The 20,907-nt window shown below is 49.6% G+C and carries 22 protein-coding genes; 2 read left to right on the forward strand and 20 right to left on the reverse strand.

Annotated elements, in window-relative coordinates; all coding sequences use genetic code 11:
- The first annotated feature begins 33 nt into the window (after positions 1 to 33).
- The gene (clpP, locus tag AC6ESP_RS23925; protein WP_497099278.1) at positions 34 to 615 is read left to right on the forward strand and encodes an ATP-dependent Clp endopeptidase proteolytic subunit ClpP; all 582 of its coding nucleotides are present in this window, start codon (positions 34 to 36) and stop codon (positions 613 to 615) included.
- A 124-nt stretch (positions 616 to 739) separates the two neighbouring features.
- On the opposite strand, the gene AC6ESP_RS23930 is transcribed toward clpP, so the two are convergent.
- The 8 genes from AC6ESP_RS23930 to AC6ESP_RS23965 all read right to left on the reverse strand — a co-directional run bounded on the left by AC6ESP_RS23930 (position 740) and on the right by AC6ESP_RS23965 (position 9,139).
- The gene (locus tag AC6ESP_RS23930) at positions 740 to 1,009 is read right to left on the reverse strand and encodes an HPr family phosphocarrier protein (RefSeq protein WP_042168817.1); all 270 of its coding nucleotides are present in this window, start codon (positions 1,007 to 1,009) and stop codon (positions 740 to 742) included.
- 254 nt (positions 1,010 to 1,263) lie between these two features.
- Entirely contained in the window at positions 1,264 to 2,193 is a 930-nt protein-coding gene (gene whiA, locus AC6ESP_RS23935; RefSeq protein WP_497099250.1) for a DNA-binding protein WhiA, read from the reverse strand.
- 7 nt (positions 2,194 to 2,200) lie between these two features.
- Positions 2,201 to 3,187 carry a gluconeogenesis factor YvcK family protein gene (locus AC6ESP_RS23940; protein ID WP_497099251.1) on the reverse strand — a complete coding sequence of 329 codons (987 nt, stop codon included), beginning with the start codon at positions 3,185 to 3,187 and terminating at the stop codon, positions 2,201 to 2,203.
- A gap of 12 nt (positions 3,188 to 3,199) precedes the next feature.
- Positions 3,200 to 4,084: an RNase adapter RapZ gene (gene rapZ, locus AC6ESP_RS23945; protein WP_497099252.1), complete on the reverse strand. Its 885-nt coding sequence runs from the start codon at positions 4,082 to 4,084 to the stop codon at positions 3,200 to 3,202.
- 44 nt (positions 4,085 to 4,128) lie between these two features.
- Positions 4,129 to 5,079 carry an ROK family glucokinase gene (locus tag AC6ESP_RS23950; protein WP_497099253.1) on the reverse strand — a complete coding sequence of 317 codons (951 nt, stop codon included), beginning with the start codon at positions 5,077 to 5,079 and terminating at the stop codon, positions 4,129 to 4,131.
- A gap of 204 nt (positions 5,080 to 5,283) precedes the next feature.
- Positions 5,284 to 6,231: a thioredoxin-disulfide reductase gene (gene trxB, locus AC6ESP_RS23955; protein ID WP_497099254.1), complete on the reverse strand. Its 948-nt coding sequence runs from the start codon at positions 6,229 to 6,231 to the stop codon at positions 5,284 to 5,286.
- Positions 6,232 to 6,297: 66 nt separating this feature from the next.
- A complete protein-coding gene (locus AC6ESP_RS23960) occupies positions 6,298 to 8,046 on the reverse strand; it encodes a tetratricopeptide repeat protein (protein ID WP_497099255.1) in 1,749 nt (582 codons plus the stop codon).
- 142 nt (positions 8,047 to 8,188) lie between these two features.
- The gene (locus tag AC6ESP_RS23965; protein WP_497099256.1) at positions 8,189 to 9,139 is read right to left on the reverse strand and encodes a ribose-phosphate diphosphokinase; all 951 of its coding nucleotides are present in this window, start codon (positions 9,137 to 9,139) and stop codon (positions 8,189 to 8,191) included.
- Between the two features lie 600 nt (positions 9,140 to 9,739).
- On the opposite strand from AC6ESP_RS23965, the gene AC6ESP_RS23970 reads away from it, so the two are divergent.
- Positions 9,740 to 10,375: a DUF2306 domain-containing protein gene (locus tag AC6ESP_RS23970; protein WP_497099257.1), complete on the forward strand. Its 636-nt coding sequence runs from the start codon at positions 9,740 to 9,742 to the stop codon at positions 10,373 to 10,375.
- 92 nt (positions 10,376 to 10,467) lie between these two features.
- Here AC6ESP_RS23970 and hisIE read toward each other — a convergent pair whose 3' ends face one another.
- The 12 genes from hisIE to hprK all read right to left on the reverse strand — a co-directional run bounded on the left by hisIE (position 10,468) and on the right by hprK (position 20,876).
- Positions 10,468 to 11,166 carry a bifunctional phosphoribosyl-AMP cyclohydrolase/phosphoribosyl-ATP diphosphatase HisIE gene (hisIE, locus tag AC6ESP_RS23975; RefSeq protein ID WP_497099258.1) on the reverse strand — a complete coding sequence of 233 codons (699 nt, stop codon included), beginning with the start codon at positions 11,164 to 11,166 and terminating at the stop codon, positions 10,468 to 10,470.
- Positions 11,163 to 11,921, reverse strand: coding sequence for an imidazole glycerol phosphate synthase subunit HisF (gene hisF / locus AC6ESP_RS23980; protein WP_497099259.1), 759 nt, complete (start codon positions 11,919 to 11,921; stop codon positions 11,163 to 11,165). The genes hisIE and hisF overlap by 4 nt, the downstream gene beginning before the upstream one ends.
- 77 nt (positions 11,922 to 11,998) lie before the next feature.
- Positions 11,999 to 12,730, reverse strand: coding sequence for a 1-(5-phosphoribosyl)-5-[(5-phosphoribosylamino)methylideneamino]imidazole-4-carboxamide isomerase (gene hisA, locus AC6ESP_RS23985; protein ID WP_497099260.1), 732 nt, complete (start codon positions 12,728 to 12,730; stop codon positions 11,999 to 12,001).
- Positions 12,731 to 12,790: 60 nt separating this feature from the next.
- Positions 12,791 to 13,414 carry an imidazole glycerol phosphate synthase subunit HisH gene (hisH, locus tag AC6ESP_RS23990; RefSeq protein ID WP_497099261.1) on the reverse strand — a complete coding sequence of 208 codons (624 nt, stop codon included), beginning with the start codon at positions 13,412 to 13,414 and terminating at the stop codon, positions 12,791 to 12,793.
- A gap of 1 nt (position 13,415) precedes the next feature.
- Positions 13,416 to 14,018 (reverse strand): imidazoleglycerol-phosphate dehydratase HisB, encoded by a 603-nt coding sequence (gene hisB, locus AC6ESP_RS23995; RefSeq protein ID WP_497099262.1) that lies wholly within the window; start codon positions 14,016 to 14,018, stop codon positions 13,416 to 13,418.
- A 77-nt stretch (positions 14,019 to 14,095) separates the two neighbouring features.
- Positions 14,096 to 15,382 (reverse strand): histidinol dehydrogenase, encoded by a 1,287-nt coding sequence (gene hisD / locus AC6ESP_RS24000; RefSeq protein ID WP_497099263.1) that lies wholly within the window; start codon positions 15,380 to 15,382, stop codon positions 14,096 to 14,098.
- 102 nt (positions 15,383 to 15,484) lie between these two features.
- Positions 15,485 to 16,129 (reverse strand): ATP phosphoribosyltransferase, encoded by a 645-nt coding sequence (gene hisG, locus AC6ESP_RS24005; protein WP_497099264.1) that lies wholly within the window; start codon positions 16,127 to 16,129, stop codon positions 15,485 to 15,487.
- Complete coding sequence (locus tag AC6ESP_RS24010) at positions 16,126 to 17,358, reverse strand: ATP phosphoribosyltransferase regulatory subunit (protein ID WP_497099265.1); 1,233 nt, start codon at positions 17,356 to 17,358, stop codon at positions 16,126 to 16,128. Before AC6ESP_RS24010 ends, hisG begins: the two co-directional genes overlap by 4 nt.
- A gap of 333 nt (positions 17,359 to 17,691) precedes the next feature.
- Entirely contained in the window at positions 17,692 to 18,192 is a 501-nt protein-coding gene (locus AC6ESP_RS24015; protein ID WP_497099266.1) for an acyltransferase, read from the reverse strand.
- Positions 18,179 to 18,850 (reverse strand): pyrophosphatase PpaX, encoded by a 672-nt coding sequence (ppaX, locus tag AC6ESP_RS24020; protein WP_497099267.1) that lies wholly within the window; start codon positions 18,848 to 18,850, stop codon positions 18,179 to 18,181. Before ppaX ends, AC6ESP_RS24015 begins: the two co-directional genes overlap by 14 nt.
- Positions 18,851 to 18,874: 24 nt before the next feature.
- Positions 18,875 to 19,861 (reverse strand): prolipoprotein diacylglyceryl transferase, encoded by a 987-nt coding sequence (gene lgt / locus AC6ESP_RS24025; RefSeq protein ID WP_497099268.1) that lies wholly within the window; start codon positions 19,859 to 19,861, stop codon positions 18,875 to 18,877.
- Between the two features lie 76 nt (positions 19,862 to 19,937).
- Positions 19,938 to 20,876, reverse strand: a complete 939-nt coding sequence (gene hprK / locus AC6ESP_RS24030; RefSeq protein ID WP_497099269.1) for an HPr(Ser) kinase/phosphatase — start codon at positions 20,874 to 20,876, stop codon at positions 19,938 to 19,940.
- Between the last annotated feature and the right edge of the window lie 31 nt (positions 20,877 to 20,907).

Below are 20,907 nucleotides of genomic sequence, written 5' to 3' on the forward strand. Positions count from 1 at the left end.
TGTTATTTTCCGAGGAGGGGACTTAAGTTGGACATGAATTTCGTTCCTATGGTTATTGAGCAAAACAATCGCGGAGAGCGCGCATATGACATTTATTCCCGACTTCTGAAGGATCGCATTATTTTCCTCGGATCTGGCGTGAATGACGTCGTAGCTAACTCCATTATTGCCCAGCTGCTATTCTTGGCAGCAGATGATCCGGAGAAAGATATTTCTATCTACATTAACAGCCCAGGCGGATCGATTACAGCCGGGATGGCCATTTATGATACGATGCAATACATCAAACCGGATGTCTCGACGATCTGTGTCGGCATGGCGGCTTCCATGGGCGCTTTCCTGCTCACAGCTGGTGCCAAAGGCAAGCGTTACGCGCTTCCGAACAGTGAAGTCATGATTCATCAGCCGCTTGGAGGCGCAGAAGGCCAAGCGAGCGATATTGAGATTCGCGCTCGCCGCATCCTGAAGATGCGCGACAAGCTTAACGGCATTCTGGCTGATCGTTCCGGCCAACCGCTCGAGCGTATCGAGAAGGATACGGATCGCGATTACTTCATGAGCGCTGAAGAAGCAAGAGAGTACGGCCTCGTGGACAAAGTCATCGAAAGAGTATAATTCTAATAAACGAAGGGCCATTCTCCAAGTGAGGATGGCCCTTCGTTTGTCTATGCTGCATACGCAAAAAAAGCGCTCGCAGCATCCACTAGGAATGCTGCGAGCGCTTATCTTGATCCTGCTGCTATTGGTTCTCCAGCTCTTCTTTGCTGACCAGTGCGACTAAAGCGTTTACAGCCTGTTCTGCGTCCGAACCTTCTGCACTTATGAATACTTCCGTACCGGAACTAATCGCCAAGCTCATAATTCCCATAATCGATTTGGCATTCACTTTCTTGTCGTCTTTCTCTACAAATACTTCGGAGGAGAATTTGTTAGCTTCTTGAACGAATAGTGCTGCAGGTCTTGCATGAAGACCAGTTTTGAGACGAACGACAACTGGAAGCCTTGTCATGGAAACCATACCCCCTATTTCATAATCAATCAAGCGTGAACGGCTGCCGTCAAGCTATGGCGGCAAGCAATCGTTCCGCGTAGAAAGATAAGCGTTGTATATACGAACATACGCTATACTTTCTTATCTTCCGTTAAACGTCCAGTGAGAGAATCCGCTAGGCGGACATCACCGACACCCGCAAATTTGCCATATAATAAGCCTTTTTGTACATTATTATATCATTATAACATCGGTTGCACTAGGAAAAAAGTTTAACCATTTCGTAATTTTTCAGCTAGTTCATCAATTTTGCGCAATCGATGGTTAACACCGGATTTGCTGACCGTTCCTTTGAGCATCTCTCCAACCTCTTTGAGGTTGATGTCCGGATGCTGAAGTCGTACAACTGCAACTTCCTTGAGCTTATCAGGCAGGTTATCCAGACCGATCTCTCTCTCCAGCAGCTTAATGTTGTCAATCTGCCGAACAGCCGCACCGATTGTCTTATTGAGATTAGCTGTTTCACAATTGACGATCCGATTAACCGAGTTTCGCATGTCGCGCATTATTCGGACATCCTCGAACTTGAACAGCGCCTGATGGGCTCCGACAATGTTCAAGAGCTCGATAATCTTCTCGCCTTCCTTGATATAGAACACGAAGCCTTTCTTGCGCTCAATACATCTGGCATTCAGATCGAACTTGTTAGCAAGCGTCACCAGAGCGCCGCAGTGCTCCTCATACATCGAGGAAATTTCCAGATGATATGACGATCCTTCGGGATTGTTCACAGAGCCCCCAGCAAGGAAAGCCCCTCTTAGATAAGATCGTTTGCAGCAAGGCTTCTTGATTATATCCTTATCAATACCCGAATTAAAAACAAACCCCTCCGAAACGATACGCAGCTCGCTCAATATTTCTTGAACCTGCGTAGGAATTCGAACGATATAGACATTGTTTTTTTTAAGCCGCATTTTTTTGCGAACGAGAAGCTCGACGTGCACTTCGAAATGCTTTTTCAACAAAGAATAGATTCGACGTGCAATAGCAGCATTTTCGGTAGAGATGTCCAGTACGACTTTGCGGCTGGATACGCTGACAGAACCATTCATCCGGATAAGGGCAGACAGCTCAGCCCGTTCACAGCAGGAATCGGCTTCAATCAGCGTCAGTTCCTTTTTCGTTTGCGCCGCAAATGACATCGTTCCTTCACCTCTTTCTTAACATCCAGTTTTCCACCAGCTTATAGATATGATGACTGAGGCGCTCTGCATCATGACGCAGGAACGTTCGGAACAGCACAAGCCGGTCTGCAATAACTTCATAGCCTCTGCGGGTAACCTCATCCAGATCCAGATGAACCGCTTTGGCTCCAAGCTCTGCATATTTATCCTCAACCTGAGGAGGTATCTCACCGTCATTCACAATAACATAATCAAATAGATGATGCCCAATATGATCATAAATCGCGTCCAAATGGTCGCTAACTGAATAATTATCTGTCTCTCCTGGCTGTGTCATCACATTGCACACGAACAACTTCACTGCGCAGGAGTCCACAATAGCGTCTGCAAGCTTAGGCACTAGCAGGTTAGGAATAATACTCGTATATAGGCTGCCTGGTCCAATGAGAATGGCATCTGCCTGTTCAATGGCTTCTACCGCTTCAGCTAACGGCTCTACATTGTCCGGCTCGATGAACACTCTCTTAATAACTTTCCCCGATTTCGGAATCATCGATTCCCCGACGACAATAGAACCATCAGTCATCTCGGCTTTCAGCACGATCGCTTGGCCTGCGGCAGGCAGCACCTGACCGCGAACCGCAAGTACCTTGCATAACTCACGCACGCCCGTAACGAAATCGCCGGAGATGTCCGTCATAGCCGCCAGCATAAGGTTGCCTAGACTATGCCCTGCAAGTCCAGTTCCATTATTGAACCTGTATTGGAGCACTTCAGTCAACAGCGGCTCGGCATCTGCGAGCGCCATAATGACATTGCGAATATCGCCCGGAGGCGGAATCTGCAGCTCATTGCGAAGAATGCCGGAGCTGCCGCCATCATCAGCTACAGTAACGATCGCCGTAATATCAAGCGGCTTCTCCTTCAGACCCCTTAGCATGACCGAGAGACCCGTTCCACCGCCGATAACGACGATTTTGGGGCGCCTTATTATTTTGTGCCTAGCCTGCATTCTCTCACCCCGTCAATGCTTATCACGGTCGGCATCACGGTGACTGACACGGACCCGTTCCGTGTCACTGCTGCCGAGCACGCGGCCCAAATATTCGGCAATGGCCACCGAGCGATGCTTGCCGCCCGTACAGCCAATACCAATAACGACCTGGCTCTTCCCTTCCTTATGGTAGAGAGGGATTAAAAATTGAAGCATATCCAGCAGCTTCGTCAAGAAAGTTTGCGTTTCCGGCCATTTCATTACGTATTCATATACTTCCGGAGTCTGACCGGTATTCGGGCGCAAATGATCAATATAATGAGGATTAGGCAAAAATCTTACATCATAAATAAGATCGGCATCAATGGGAATACCATATTTGAAGCCGAATGAAGTGACATTCACAGAAAGGCTGTTCTGCTCCAGATTCGTGAATCTTGATACGATTCTCTCTTTCAATTGCGCTGGCTTGATCGTACTCGTATCGATAACCTGTGACGCTGATCCTTTCAGATCCTCCAGCATCCTGCGCTCCAGACGAATGCCCTCAAGCGGCATTCCTTCAGGAGTCAGCGGATGGCGTCTACGACTCTCCTTGTAACGCTGTACAAGCACCTCATCCGTCGCATCGAGGAATAGAATTTCACAGCTAATCGTAGAATGCTCACGAATAAAGCTTAGCGATTCCGATAAAGCAGTGAAGAATTCACGGCCTCTCAAATCGATAACGAGTGCTACCTTTCCGATCTTGCCATTGGACTGCTCGATAAGCTCCGCAAACTTAGGAATTAGCACTGGCGGTAAATTATCGACACAGAAGAAGCCAAGATCCTCTAGGCTTTGCACGGCAATCGTCTTGCCTGCACCTGACATTCCTGTAATAATAACAAGCTTCGACATCGCTCCCGTTTCCATAACTGTCCCCTCCTTGCCCGTCGCAGAGCTATTATTGCCTATCATTATGAACGTAGAATGAGACCGGCTGCGCCTACTACTCCTGCGTTATTGCCAAGAGTTGCTGCAACGATCTTGACGCCATCCTTCGCTTCTTTCTGCGTGTACTTGTCGAATACTTCACGGATTTGCTCGAACAGGAACTCGCCAGCTTTCGATACGCCGCCTCCGATGATGAAGCATTCTGGGTTAAGTACAACAGCCATGACAGCCATAGATTTGCCGAGATAATAAGCAGCACGATTCACGATGCGCGCAGCTACCTCATCACCAGCTTTGGCTGCATCAACTACGTCTTTAGCCATTATATTCTCAACTTGGGATAAAGAAGTACGATCTCCGCGCTCAACCGCATCTTTTGCCATACGAATAATGCCCGTTGCCGAGGACACGGTCTCAAGACAGCCCATTTTGCCGCATCCGCATTGGATAGCTTCCAGATCTGGTACGATCGATATATGTCCAAGCTCGCCTGCCATGCCAGCGAAGCCTTCTACGATTTTACCACCGATGATGATACCGCCGCCTACACCTGTGCCGAGTGTATAGCAGACGCAGTTGTCGATGCCTTTGCCAGCACCTGCCCATGCTTCGCCGAGAGCTGCCACATTCGCATCATTATTAACCTTCACCGTCACTTGGAGCTCCTGCTCCAAATAGGATTTCAGGTTCACATCACGAATTTTCAGGTTAGGAGCGAATTTCACATAGCCATTCGGGATGTCTAGGAATCCAGCAATACCTACACCTACACCGCCAACTGCGTCCCACTCGTAAGTTGACTCAGCGACAATGTTACGTGCATATTGTGCAATATTATGAAGGATAGTGTCTGTTCCTTTACTTGTTTCCGTCGGCCCTTCGTAGGTTTGAAGCAATTGTCCAAACTCATCGCATAATCCGACCTTGATGGCGGTACCACCGACATCGATTCCAACGTAAATCTTTTGAGACATTCCTAGTCCACCTCATTATATAATCTTATCTGTTCACTATAAGCGAACGCCTTCTTCCGGTCAAGACAGGCGGCAGGCCAGCATTCAGCTGTTACGCCCAGCATTTATGCCAGCTTCGATCTATGTTTCTTTCTCAAAAAGAGCCCTTTCCGAAGGAAGGTAGTTCCCAAGGAAAGGGCCTTATGAGGAAGCCTGCTAGTACAATTACAGCGACTTGCTCCAATCATGCGTAATGCTTCCTTCAATGAACCGTTCGCAGTCCAGAGCAGCCATACAACCACTGCCTGCTGCTGTAATCGCTTGGCGATATTTACTATCTTGAACGTCTCCACAAGCGAACACACCAGGGATGTTCGTCTCAGAAGTGCCAGGGTTTACCTTGATGTAGCCATGCTCGTCTGTATCGATCTGGCCATTAAGGAACTTCGTGTTCGGCGTGTGGCCGATAGCGATGAAGATACCGTTCGTCTCAATAACCTCTTCTTCGCCAGACTCGTTGTTGCGGACCTTGAGGCCCGTTACACCCATGCCGTTAGCGACAACCTCTACAGGTGTACGGTTCAAGCTCCAGCCGATCTTCTCATTCTCACGCGCACGATCCTGCATGATCTTGGAAGCGCGCAGCTCATCACGGCGGTTAACCAGCTCTACGTTAGTCGCGAAGCGAGTCAGGAAGCTCGCTTCCTCCATAGCCGAATCTCCGCCGCCGACTACGATGATTTTTTTGCCGCGGAAGAAGAATCCGTCACAGGTTGCACAAGTGCTGACACCACGACCGACATTCTCCTTCTCACCTGGAATGCCAAGGTATCTAGCAGAAGCACCTGTGGAGATAATAATCGTCTCGCCAACGATTTCTCCTTTGCCTTCTACTTGAAGCTTGAATGGACGCTCTGACATATCGACGCTGTTCACCCAGCCCGTAATAAACTCAGCACCGAAGCGTTCTGCTTGCTTGCGCATATTAGCCATCAGCTCAGGACCCATGATACCTTCAGGGAAGCCTGGGAAGTTCTCCACTTCAGTCGTTGTCGTTAATTGGCCGCCCGGTTCAGGTCCCTCGATAATCAGGGGATTCATGTTCGCACGAGCCAGATAGATTGCAGCGGTTAGACCGGCAGGGCCAGTTCCTATAATAATGGATTTGTACATCGTGTATGCCTCCTGTAATTTTAGAATAACACCCTTCAGCCTCAGCTGACTTGTGGGGACAACCGACTATTCGAGAGGCTGGCCTAGAGAGAAGAATGAGCTTATAGACTTCATTTTCTCCTTTATACCGCATACCTCATCAATTTTTTTGGCATTCTTGCTGACCGTTGCTATTGATGTGCCATATCTCAGTGATACTTCATGGTAGGATATCGTGCGACGATGCATCTTAGCCGTCAAATATTCAAGAGCTGCTGCCCAGCCTTCGACCTTCGTAAGCTTCGGAACATCAGGATATACCCGAGACAGAAACTCGACCCAGAGTGTCATGAGATCATGCTGCTGAACGAGATCATAATGCTTGTTCATACGGCTCAGTGCCGTTTCTACAACGGCCTGCCATTTGTCCTCCCAGACTGGAAGCCGCGACGGCACCCGATTAGGCTCAATGACGGTTGCTTTCCCTTCAAGCACCGCTTGCAGCGGCTCCTGCACTCCGATGGTACGAAGGACGAAGATCGCAATTCGCTTCAAGTAATCGTCCTCAGCCTCTTCCATAAGGAATGAACGCAGGACATCCTTCACTTCATTATCCGCAATCATGCCAAGCGCTTGAATAACCTGCAGCTTGGTATGCTGGTCGCCATGGCGCAGAGCCCAGAAGAAGGAGGAACGAACGAGTGGATCACGCTTCATATGATCAGGCAGGCCATCGGAGGAATTCTCCCACAGCTTGAACTGCTCCTCGAAGGGAAGATGGTAGTGATAGCTGATCGAAGCGTTATTCTCGCCGCCCTTCAGAATCTCGAGCTGCTCCATATAATAACGCGGGATACCGGAATCCGGGTCCAGCTTAGCCGCTTGCTTCCATAGCCGCTCCGCTTCTGTAAGGCGACCTATATTGCATGATGCTACAGCTGCGTAGTGATACAAGCACGGGTCCTGATGCAGCTCAGCATCCTTAAGCAGCCGAATGAAATGGCGATAGGCTGATTCATGTTCTCCTAAGATGCCCATCGTAGTAGCTAATTTAAACACATGCTCCTGATGGAAGGGTGCTGTCTTGCGAAGCAGCGCAATGAGTGGAGTCAGGCTCTCCGAGTCATTCGCATGCTGATAGAAGATAGCCAGATTGCACAGTGCGTGCAGATTGCCTGGCTCAAGCTCAAGCGCCTCATGGATCGTCTCCATCGCCTTATCGAACATGCCCATATAATAAAAGGCAAGTGCCAGGTTGTTGCGTGCCGCAAGAAAGTCCGGTTGTGATTCAATGATCTGCTCTAGAATACGTACAGCTTCCGCGAACTTGCCTTCTTCAAGAAGGCTGCGGGCCTGGTCATGCTCGACCATGCCCTCACGCGACTTGATGTTCGTGAGGGGAGTTGGACGCTCCAGCTCATAATGAAGAAGCTCCATCATTTCTTCCGCTTCATCCAAGAATTGACCGTCCGCATCTTCCTCTAAATATTGTATAAGCGAGCCTTCGGCTGCTTCGTAAGATTCCATGTTGGCAAAGTTGTTAGCCATGTAGAAATGACATTCCGTCATCGTTGGATCTAGCTCATCGACAATCATTTTCAGAATGCGATTCGATTCCTCATAACTGCCCATCTCCGACAATATGCCTGCCATGTTGCAATGATTGACCGGATTATCCGGCTCGTATTCCACGGCACGCCGGAAATATTTCAGTGCCTTGTCATAGTGGAATTTATCTAACGAACGTACCGCCCGCTCGAAAAAGAACGTTGCGTCCCATTGTATTGGTATGATCTTTGCTCTCTGCTCTAAGGCAACAAGTTTTTTTTCTTTCACCCGCAAGGCACCTCCCGGTAACTCCGATTTTCTACGATTATACCATAGCAACGTCTATCCTAACACGAAAGAATATGAAGGAAAATCGCGAACGTTATAAGAACCGCCCGCGATTTTCCAATCAAGCCTATGGAATTTGAGGCTATACGCCTGCGTTTTTGAAGAGGGTACTGATCGATCCGCCTTCAATAATAATGCGTGTAGCTTCTGCAAGGAGAGAGCCTACCGACAATACAGTGAACCGCTCCGGACGATTATCCGGCAGCAGAATGGAGTCGGTAACGATAACCTCTTTAATATTCGGATGATCCAAACGCTCAATAGCATTACCTGAGAATAAAGGATGAGTTGCGCATACATAGACGTCTTCCGCACCGCGTTCCTTCAAGCTTTCTACCACGTTCACAATCGTTGTGCCTGTATCAATCAAGTCCTCGATAATAATCGGAGTCTTGCCTTCAACATCGCCAATCACGTGTGTAATGGACGATTCGTTGTGCGCCGGACGCTTCTTGATCATAATAGCGAACGATGTATCCAAGTAGTTGGCGAGCTTCTCAGCAGTGGAAGCCCGTCCCGCATCGGGAGATACGACAACCGGATTCTTGATGTTCTTCGCTTTCAGATAGTCACTGATGAGGTCAAGAGCCGTCATATGATCTACCGGAATATTGAAGAAGCCCTGAATGGCCGGTGCATGAAGGTCAATCGTAATCACCCGGTTCGCACCAACTGTCGTCAAGACGTCCGCAACCATTTTAGCCGAGATCGGCTCCCGTGGTGCAGCTTTACGCTCCTGACGGGCATAGCCGTAATAAGGCATAATGATGTTGATCGTCTTGGCAGAAGCCCGCTTAGCCGCATCAATCATAACGAGTAGCTCTACGAAATACTCATTGATCGGATGGGAGAACGATTGAACGAGAAATACGTCACAATTCCGAATCGTCTCTTCATAGTGAACGTATACTTCCCCGCTCTTGAAACGGGACATTTTGATAGCGCCGAGAGTCAGTCCTAGATCTCCGGCGATCTTTTGTGCTAATACCGGATTTGACGAACCCGAAAAAATACGCAACTTGTCGCTTAACATGATACCCTCCTGAGCGTTTTAAACCAATTAATTTGACTTATGGTCTTGCTTCAGCCGCAGCATAGCCGCAGCCGCTTGAAATAGTTGGGCAGTAGGTACGAAGTAAGCTGCCTACGCTTTATATTTCGACATGAACCGACCTTGCGCTTATAAGGACAATGAAGTCCATTTTGCTTGTTCCACTCCATTATACATCGAATTTACGATAATTCAAAAATCAATCCGCACTAATTTTTGACGATCAATGGTCTTTAGCTCGAAAAAACCGACATCTTTCTGCATCGAACGCGCTTGATCTCCGTATTCCCGCTATACATAGACGTCATTGCCCCTATTTATTAGGTAATATTTGATAACAAAAAAATCGAACCATATACGGGTATCCAGCCCGTCAGCAGGGCTCCACCCTCGATAACATTGAACAATAATTTCCTGCTGTTAGGATTCAATGACGATGAATTTTTATAGGGAAAAGGAGGATTTCCCATGTTAAAGGTCCAAATCTTACTTTTTGATGGATACTCCAAATTAACAGGCAATCGAATGCCTGACCAGATTGGGTACTAACTATGAAGCGGCGGGGATATTGTGTTGAACCATTTGAAGAAAAGAAAAGTACTATACGGACTTTTATGCTGTGTCAGCATCCTGTTTATTATTTACGCCTTGGCAAAAAGCTATATCATTGATCCTGGAGCCGAGAATTTTCTAAGCTATAAAGCAGGACTAAAGCGTGCGCTCAATCTTCCAGTGTGGTTAAACGTGATGTATGTTCATGTCGCATTTGCATGCTTGGCCATGGCGTCGGGACTGCTCAACTTTTCTACCCGTTTTTTTGAGAAGAGCCGGAAGCTCCATCGCATGAACGGCTACGCGTATATCGTCTCCGTACTTCTAGTCGTGTTGACTTCTGGATATATGGCGCCTTATGCCACCGGAGGAAAAATCAGCAGTATAGGGTTCAACCTAATAAATATCATATGGCCGATTATCACGATTACAGCGCTTATTCTAATCAAAAAGAAACGAATGGTTCAGCACCGGAATTGGATGATCCGAAGCTACGCTTTTTGCTTCACGAACATGTTCATTCATCTGATCACTTTCCTTCTGGAGCAGGTACCCGGTTTCGGTTACACAGTCAGCTATACCATCAGCGTGTACAGCACCCTTGCACTGCTGCTGCTCCTTCCCGAGGTCATTATCAGAACTCTCTTAAGTCAGACTATCAGATAACGCAAAAAGCCGTGGAGAACAAAAAGCATGCCGGAACAGGCCCGCCTTTTGTTCTCCACGTTTCTTTTTTTGACCTTTATATCAACTGAGCATTAGCCGCCTGCTTGCTCTCTTCGCATCGCATTGTTGGAAGCCGGCTTGCCATGGCGTCCTTGCAGCTCGTTCATTACATCATCGAGCGGTAAACCGCGTTCACGCAGCAAGACGAGAAGATGGAATAAGAGATCACTTGCTTCGGAACGAAGCTCGTCATTGTCTTGATTTTTAGCAGCGATGATTGCTTCAGTTGCCTCTTCGCCAACTTTTTTGAGAATTTTATCGATACCCTTCTCGAACAAATACGTCGTATATGCTCCTTCTGGGCGCTCGGCGTAACGCTTGGCAATGACACTCTCCAGCTCGCCTAGAATAGCGAACCGGTCTGCTGACACCGCTGCAGCTGATGCCTCATCTCCGCCTTGTACCTCAACGGCATTGAAGAAGCAGCTGTATTGCCCAGTGTGGCATGCAGGACCTACCTGATCGACAAGCAGCAGCAGCGTATCACCATCGCAGTCATACGACATGGAACGAATTTTCTGAGTGTGGCCGCTCGTGGCACCCTTATTCCACAGCTCGCTCCGCGATCTGCTCCAGTACCAAGTAACGCCCGTCTCTACAGACAGCTGCAAGGACTCCTTGTTCATGTACGCCAGCATGAGCACTTCTTTGCTCTGCGCGTCTTGCACGATAGCAGGAACAAGCCCATCCTCGCTCCATTTAATCTGGCTTAGCAAGCTTTGCTCTGTCATCGAACCTCCACGCCTTTCTGCCGCAAATCATCCTTCACTTCACGGATCGTCATTTCTTTATAGTGGAAAATAGTCGCCGCCAGCGCCGCATCTGCATGCGCCTGCTGGAACACATCACTGAAATGCTCGACCCGGCCTGCTCCGCCTGATGCGATAACCGGGATGCCGAGGGAATCAGACACCGCTTGTGTCAGCAACAGATCAAAGCCGTCCTTCGTGCCGTCAGCATCCATGCTTGTCAGCAGAATTTCACCCGCTCCAAGCCGCTCTACCTCACGCGCCCATTCCAAGGTCTTAATACCTGTGGCCTGGCGTCCGCCATGAGTATATACCTCCCATTCGCCCCAAGCCTCGTTGAACTTAGCATCAATAGCCACAACGATGCACTGCGAACCAAATTTGCGTGAGCCATCACGGACTAACGACGGATTTTTCACCGCTGCTGTATTAATACCGATCTTATCCGCGCCAGCACGAAGCAGTCGCTTCATATCGTCCACATGGGAAATACCACCGCCAACTGTGAAGGGAATCGTAATCTCGCCTGCCGTCCGTTTTACGACTTCAATCATCGTTGCACGGCCTTCAACCGAAGCCGATATATCCAGAAATACGAGCTCGTCTGCGCCCTCTTGATCGTAGGTGGACGCAAGCTCCACGGGATCGCCTGCATCACGCAGGTTAACGAAGTTAACGCCTTTCACGACGCGCCCGTCTTTCACGTCCAGACACGGAATGATACGTTTCGCCAGCATAGGGCACTCTCCTTTACATTACGCGCTTCACCTATCACTAGATCGGAAGCTAACGCTTATGGTCATAATGAAGCTGCTTATCCGAGTTTAGCAAGCGCCTCTGTCAGATCAATGTTTTTGATATACAGCGCTTTGCCGACGATAGCTCCAGCTACGCCAGCTTCACGGTGCTCAGCTAGGTTCGTCAGGTCATCCATCACGCTAACGCCGCCAGACGCAATCACATTACGACCGGAGATCCGCGCTAGAGACACAATAGCCTCCACGTTCGGGCCCTTCATCATGCCATCGCGGGAGATGTCTGTGAATATAAACGTGGAAGCGCCTTGGGCTGCCAGCTCTACTGCCAAATCCTCAGCCTTCACCTCGGACGTCTCCAACCAACCGCGTGTTGCCACGAACCCATTGCGAGCATCGATACCAATGGCTACTTTATCGCCGTACTGGCCTAATACACGCTTCACGAATTCACTGTCCTCAATCGCAGCCGTCCCCAGAATAACGCGAGACACACCTAGTCCAATCAGACGCTCTACATCTTCAATCGTGCGCAGTCCGCCGCCCAGCTGTACAGGCACCTGTACGGCGCTAGCGATCTGACCGATCAGCTCGGCATTAACCGGATGACCAGCCTTGGCTCCATCCAGATCAACGAGATGAATCCATGATGCGCCCTGCTCCTGCCACTGCTTCGCGACCTCAACAGGACTGTCATTGTATACGGTCTCTTGATTGTAATCACCTTGAATAAGACGCACGCACTTGCCCCCACGAATATCGATAGCGGGATATATAGTAAAAGTAGACATGTTAGCGGAATCCTCCTAAGCATAATGCCCTTGATGGGCCATCCTTGTATAACTTACTAGCTATGATTGTGCCTGTCTGCTGTCAGCAAGAGCTAGGAAATTGCCTAGCAGCTGCATCCCCAGCTCACCGCTCTTCTCGGGGTGGAACTGCATGCCGTAGACGTTATCCCGCCCGACAATAGCCGTTACCTGCTGATAATAATCTGTTGTAGCCAGCAGATCTGCTGCCTGCTCCGGCTTCGCGTGGAAGGAATGGACGAAGTAAACATGTCCTTCCGTAAGACCTGTGAACAACGGACTGTCCTGCTCGGCAAAGACAAGCTTATTCCAGCCCATATGCGGAATCTTGTAATCGCCCTGGAAGCGGATGACCTTGCCAGGCAGCAAGGATAATCCCTCATTGCGGCCATGCTCCTCGCTCTCGCTGAAGAGCAGCTGCATGCCGAGACAGATGCCAAGCAGCGGCTTGCCCGAAGCAGCGTAAGCCTTCGTCACTTCATCCAATCGAGTGTCGCGTAAATTCTGCATCGCATCGCCGAAGGCGCCGACCCCGGGTAAGATTGCCCCATCTGCTGCTGCGATCTCCTCAGGGTCTGCCGTTACGAGCGCTTCATAGCCAAGGCGCTCAACCGCTTTGCTCACACTATGAAGATTGCCCATGCCGTAATCGATGATCGCAATCATGCTACAGCACTCCTTTCGTCGAAGGCACTCCTTGTACGCGTGGATCAATGCTAGTCGCTTCATCAATCGCTCTGCCTAGCGCTTTGAACACCGCTTCAATCATGTGATGAGTGTTCTTGCCATAGTGAACGATGACATGCAGGGTGATACGAGCTTCAAGTGCCAGCTTCCATAGAAACTCATGTACAAGCTCCGTCGAGAAGCTGCCTACCTGAGCTGAAGGGTACTCTGCACGGTATTCGAAATGCGGACGGTTGCTCACATCAATAATGACTTGCGCAAGCGCCTCATCCATTGGTACGAATACACTCGCATAGCGTTTGATGCCGCGTTTGTCCCCAAGCGCTTCGCGAAGCGTCTGACCGAGGCAGATACCGATATCCTCTACCGTATGGTGATCATCGATATCGATATCGCCGCGTGCCTCCAGCTGAAGATCGAATTGACCATGCTTCGTGAACAGATCAAGCATATGATTCAAGAAAGGCACATCCGTCTCAATCTTGACATCTCCTGTTCCATCTACTGCAAAAGCCAGCTTAATATCCGTTTCGTTCGTTTTGCGAGCTACCTCAGCCTTACGTTGTACGCTATTGTCAGCCATCCTTCATCCTTCTTTCCCTATATAAAATGCGATATCACTTAGCAGCTTAAGCTATGTCTAGCTCTGGCTTTACTGTTTTACTCGCCTTCTTGCTCTAGACGAACCTGAATAGCGCGAGCATGCGCCTCCAGCCCTTCATGCCGAGCAAGCGTCATAATTTTGTCGCCATTGGCGAGCAGAGCTTCTTTGCTATAGTAAATCAAGCTGGATTTTTTCAAGAAATCATCAACGTTAACCGGCGAAGAGAACCGCGCGGTCCCGTTAGTCGGAATAATGTGGTTAGGTCCGGCAAAATAATCGCCAACCGGCTCTGAGCTGTAAGGGCCGAGGAAGATTGCGCCTGCATTCTCAATGAAGCCAAGCAGGCTCATCGGGTCAGCAGTCAGCACCTCTAAATGCTCGGGCGCAAGACGGTTCACTACGTCTATGCCTTCTTTGAGCGAATCGACGAGCAATATGGCACCATAGCTGTCGATGGATGCACGAGCAATCGCTTCACGCGGCAGCGTCGCGAGCTGCTTCTCCACCTCGGCGGCTACGACTTCTGCCAGCTGCTCTGACGGCGTCACCAATATCGCTGACGCCATCTCATCATGCTCTGCCTGCGACAGAAGATCCGCAGCAATATACGAAGCGTTCGCCGCTTCATCGGCAAGCACGACAATCTCGCTTGGGCCGGCGATGCTGTCGATATCGACGGCACCGAATACAGCGCGCTTCGCAAGCGCTACATAGATATTACCCGGTCCGCATATTTTGTCGACCGGCGCAATCGTTGCAGTGCCATAGGCAAGCGCAGCAATCGCCTGCGCCCCTCCGACCCGGTACAGCTCCTTGACGCCAGCTTCCGCTGCGGCAACGAGAATGTACGGGTCGATGCCCGCTGTACCGCCGGTAGCAGGCGGCGTTACCATCACGATCTCCGGCACGCCGGCTACCTGTGCCGGAATCACGTTCATCAGCACGGACGACGGATACGCCGCCTTCCCTCCGGGCACATATACGCCTACCCGCTTCAGCGGGCGCATGATCTGCCCGAGGATCGTTCCGTCCTGCTGCAGATCCATCCACGAGGTACGCATCTGCTTCTCGTGGAAAGCCCGAACGTTCACCGCTGCCTCGCGGATCGCCGTGAGAAAATCAGCCTCGACGTGGTTATACGCCTCGTCAATCTCCTCTTGCGTCACGCGCAGCATTGACGCATCCAGCTCAACGCGGTCATGCTGCTTCGTATATCTCAGCAGAGCCGCGTCTCCTTCAGCCTTGACGTCCTGAACGATCGTCTCGACCGCCTGATTCTGCTCCGGTGTCCCGTATTCCACCTCACGCTGCAACCCGAATTGCTCCGCACGCATGATTCGCATCTATATCCGTCCCCTTCCTATATACAGCTGCCGTACAGGATAAATAGCTATCCTGCACCACAGCGCTGTAATGTGTAATCCTTATCTACTAACTCCTAATCCCTACACCCTCGTAACAATCTTCTCCTGCAGCCGATCGCATAAGCTCTGAATGGCATCATTCTTCATCCGGTAGCTCACGCGGTTAGCGATCAGACGGCTCGTAATGCCGAAGATTGACTCCATCTCGACAAGTCCGTTCTCCCGAAGCGTCTGTCCGGTCTCCACCATATCGACGATCCGGTCTGCCAGTCCGATCAAGGGCGCCAGCTCAATGGAGCCGTTCAGCTTGATAACCTCAACCTGCTGCCCCAGCTCGCGAAAATACTGCGAAGCCACGTTCGGATACTTCGTCGCTACCCGTGGATTGATAACCGGCTTCCAATCTGCAAGTCCGATAACCGACATCCGGCACTTGGCAATACCTAGATCAAGCAGCTCGTATACGTCCTTATTCTCTTCCATTAGTACGTCTTTGCCAACGATACCGATATCAGCAACGCCGTATTCCACATAAGTGGGAACATCAACGGGCTTCGCCATAATGAACTCCATGCCAACCTCTGGAAGCTCAATAATCAGCTTGCGAGTGTCGTCGAAGTCTACCGGAATCGGCAATCCCGCTTCACGGAACAGCTTCGATGCTTGCTTATAGATACGGCCCTTAGGCATCGCAACCTTTAGAATATCCTTACCTGCTCCACTCATCGCTTGCTGCCTCCAATCGATCGCTCCACACCGCTGATATACGGCATAAATGTTGTATACACATTACCTTTATACGTAAAAGCTTCTGTACCTGAAGTCGCAGCTCCAGCAGCCTCCGAAGCTTCCATCCGTTCCGTAATGACGGCCGTACCCTGTCCGCGCAGCTGCTGAGCCTCAGCAAGCGCCTCAGCGCGGCCGGAGGCGTCATAGCCGATCAACACCCGCTCCTGCACTTCTGTCTCATCTTCAGCGCCTAACAGCTCCATCACACGCGTCGTCTTGAGCGCGAAGCCTGTTGCGGGTGCAGGACGTCCGAATTGGCTGAGCAGATTATCATATCGGCCTCCGCTTACGACTGGGAACCCTAGATCAGCCGCATAGCCCTCGAAGGTCATGCCAGTATAATAGGAGAAATCTCCAATCATCGTTAGATCGATTAGTACATGCTCACTTACGCCGTACGCTTCGAGCACATCCCATATTTCACAGAGATGATGAATAGAAGCCTTGGCCGTAACATCTACGCTGAGGCTTAGCGCCTGCTCGCAGATCTCTTGGCCGCCGCGCAGTCTTAGAATGCCTTCCAGCTCACGCTGGACAGGCTCCTCTAGAGACAGCTTCCGCAGCGTATCGCGGTAACCTACATAATCACGGCCCAGCAAGCAAGCCTTCAGCTGCTCTTGCGCATCTGGTCTGCCTGCCAGCATGTCCTCGAACAAGCCATTTAGGAACCCAACATGCCCAATTGCGATTTTGAAGCGGCTCACGCCAGCAGCCTTTAGTGAAGCAATCGCCAGCGCCACTACCTCCGCATCCGCTTCCGCCGATGCATCTCCTACCAGCTCCACACCTGTCTGGAAGAATTCTGCTTCTCGGCCTGCTTCCTCTTCAATGGAACGGAACACATTCGCATGATAAGACAAGCGCAGAGGGAATTTCTCTTCTTTGAGAAGAGAAGACACTACACGTGCGATTGGTCCTGTCATGTCAGAGCGCAAGACTAGTGTTGTACCGCGGTTATTGAGCAGCTTGAACAGCTTCTGGTCCGATGTAGAGCTTGCTACACCTACCGTATCGTAGTATTCCATCGTTGGGGTAATAATCTGCTCATAGCCCCAGCCCTGCATACAGTGAAGCACTTTACGTTCAATATGCCGCAGCTTGGTCACTGCATTAGGAAGATAATCTTTTAGACCTACCGGTTTCTCAAATACTTTTGGTTTAGACATATCTAATTTTCACCCACAATTACTTTAGTATATTAAAGTGGTAACGAGTTACCTTGCTAATAAAATAAAGAGTTTAGTCGTAATATTAACATGAAGCCTCTTATTCGTCAAGATATCCAGGTCGCGCTTGCCTTACTGCGCTTGTCCTTCAATCCCCCTATATTTAGGCTGTTTGCAGCATCTTCCTGCCATTCCGTCTCATGACATGCGTATGCATCATCTAGGCTTCCGGAGAATCACTCATAGGAAAACCTCACCATTAGCAGATTAAGCTCCGCTAATGGTGAGGTTGCCTATGCATGTGTTATGTGATGCATGCGCTAGGATCAGCTTTTATGTCTCATCGCCCTTCGATGAGCGCTTAATCTCACGAGCTGGATTACCTCCAACGAATGCATGAGCCGGAACGTCCCTGTGAACAATCGAGCCGGCGGCTATAACGGCATGATCGCCAATCGTCACGCCCGGCAGTATCGTCGTATTCGCTCCAATCATAACGTTAGAACCAATTCGAACCTTGCCGAGCCGGTATTCGCGAATCAAATACTCATGGGTTAGTATCGTTGTATTGTACCCGATAATGGTATTATCACCGACTTCAATTTTCTCTGGGAAGAAGACATCCACCATAACCATTAAGGCAAACGCCGTATGCTGACCCACTTTCATTCCAAGGACACGACGATAGATCGTATTCTTGAGTGAAAGAATCGGACAATAGCGGGCAATCTGAATGAATATGAAATTACGAACCGATTTGACCCGGCTTACTGTCCGATACACCTGCCATAAGGCATTAGGACCCTCCACCGGATATCGTTCAACGTTGCGCAAACTTCTCCCGCTCCAATCCTGCGAATGCATACAGCTCCCGCATATCCTCTATGATATGCTGCGCTCCAGCCTCCCTCAGAATCTGTCCGCCTTTCAGCGACCAAGCGACACCTACGGACACTGCGCCCGCAGCTTCAGCCGACAAGATGTCGACCGTACTGTCACCGACCATAATCGTGCTTGCCGGATCAGCTCCCAATTGCTCCATAGCCATAAGAACCGGCTCAGGGTGAGGCTTAGCATTCTGGACATCGTCTACTGTCACAATCGCATCAATGTAATCATACAAGCCGACAAACTTCAAGCCCTTCTCTGTAGTGAGACGCATCTTGGTCGTTACTACACCAATCTGAATCCCTTGCTCACGAAGGTTCTTAATCACTTCATTCACATATGGGAATGGCTTGACGAATTCATCGTGAAGTCTTAGGTTCACTTCCCTGTAGGCAGATACAAGATGAGATATTTCCTCCAGCCCGGAGAAATGCTGCATCTGATCCTGTAGAGTCAATCCCATTCTAGGAATGATATGCTCACGGGAGAAACCCTCTGGGGCTACCCCCTCAAGCGCCTCCAGGAAAGAGCGAATGATGAGCTCATTGGTGTCCATAATTGTGCCGTCCAGATCGAACAGCATTGTACGTATTTTGCCCTTCATTAATCAATCACTCCTATATCATCTCTACAGCTTGTCCGGTTTTACCCCATTGTTCACAGACTCTTTTGATCCATCTGCGGAGGCAGTGCGCGGAGCCTTTGTTGACACAATCGGATCGGAATAGCGCGCCGAAGCAGCCCCCGTCTTGCGACGTACAATAATGAATACAACTGCAGCAATAATCAATATGAGTGCTAGCAGCTGTGAGATTCTAACATTCCCGTATGCGGGGTCCAGATATCCTTGCTCGAATACGAGTGTCATTGGCGACCATAAACCGTTGACGATAGAAGCCAGCCATGCTGGCGCCGCGAATCCTAAGCTATCGGTACGCAGTGCTTCAATGAAGAACCGGCCGATGGAATACCAGATGAAATAGCCTGCAACCAGCTCTCCTGCGCGCAAGAACTTCTGACGGCGCAGCACGAAGAGAATAATAATGCCGACCAAGCTCCATACCGATTCGTATAGAAAGGCTGGGTGGTGAAACACACCTTCACCCCTGATATTCATTTGTTCCACAATGAAATTAGGCAAATGCAGCGTATTGCGGAGGAAACTTTCATCAACAGGACCGCCATAGGCCTCCTGATTCATGAAGTTGCCCCAGCGTCCGATCATTTGACCAGCAAGCAGCCCGGGTGCACAAATATCGGCAATTCGCCAGAAGCTGTAGCCTTTGTGCTTGAAGTAGAAGTAGCCGCATACAAAAGCACCTATGAGAGCGCCATAGATGGCGATGCCGCCTTCCCATATTTTGAACACATCGACAAGATTGTCTTTATAATCATCCCACATAAAAGCAACATAATAGATTCTGGCCCCTATGATAGCAGAAGGAACACCTAGCAGCAGCATGTCCATGAAGAAATCGGGATGAATGCCGAACCGCTTTCCTTCTTGAACGGCAATGAGCAGCCCCACTAGAGCAGCCATTCCGAGAATGATGCCATACCAATGTACACTTAACGATCCGATGGAGAATGCTATCGGATTGATTGCTAAATTCATCGACTTAAGCTCCTTTTCTAATCAGCTTATTTGTCCTTTTTGTCCTGCAGAATTGTTCTGTCTCGCTAATGATCAATCAATCGTAATCGTCTGAATCCTCATTAATGGTTTCTGTCAGCTTATTAGTGAATTGCAATGCAGCATTGTAGCCCATCCGTTTCAGACGGAAGTTCATCGCTGCTACCTCTATAATAACGGCCAAGTTACGTCCTGGGCGTACCGGTACGGTAACGAGTGGAACGTCAGTATCGATAATACGTGTCTTCTCTTCATCCAGACCAAGGCGATCATATTGCTTATCCTGCTGCCAGTTCTCCAGCTTGATAACTAGCGTAATCCGCTTTTGTGTACGGACAGCTCCGGCGCCGAATAGAGTCATTACATTAATAATGCCAAGACCGCGAATTTCGAGCAAATGACGGATAAGCTCTGGCGCGCTGCCATGCAGCTGGCTGTCGGAGGTCTGACGGATCTCCACCGCATCATCAGCTACGAGCCGATGTCCTCTTTTGACCAGCTCTAGCGCCGTCTCACTCTTACCAATGCCGCTTCCTCCAGTAATAAGCATCCCTACTCCGTATACATCAACGAGAACACCGTGGATCGTAACTGTAGGGGCAAGCTTCTTCTCCAGAAAATCTGTAATTCGGCTGGATAGAATCGTCGTCGCAACATTGCTTCGAAGAACTGCAATTTGCGTCTTATTCGAATATTCAATGAGCTCCATTGGAGGCTCAAGACCACGTGTAAGAATAATACATGGTGTCTCTTCATGACACAGCTGCTCTAACCGGCATTTGCGTTCTTCAGATGTAAGTGTGCTGAGGAACGTAATTTCCGTCTTGCCCAGCAGCTGTACCCGTTCACTCGGATGGTAATCGAAATACCCTGCCATCTCAAGTCCTGGACGATACAAATCATCTACTGTAATCGCACGCTTCAAACCGTCTTCACCTGATACGATTTCGAGCGAGAAATGTTGCACGAGCTCTGATACCTTTACCCTTTTAGCCATCGTACGGCCTCCTCATATGACCAAAGCTATA

Source organism: Paenibacillus xinjiangensis (genome assembly GCF_059686975.1).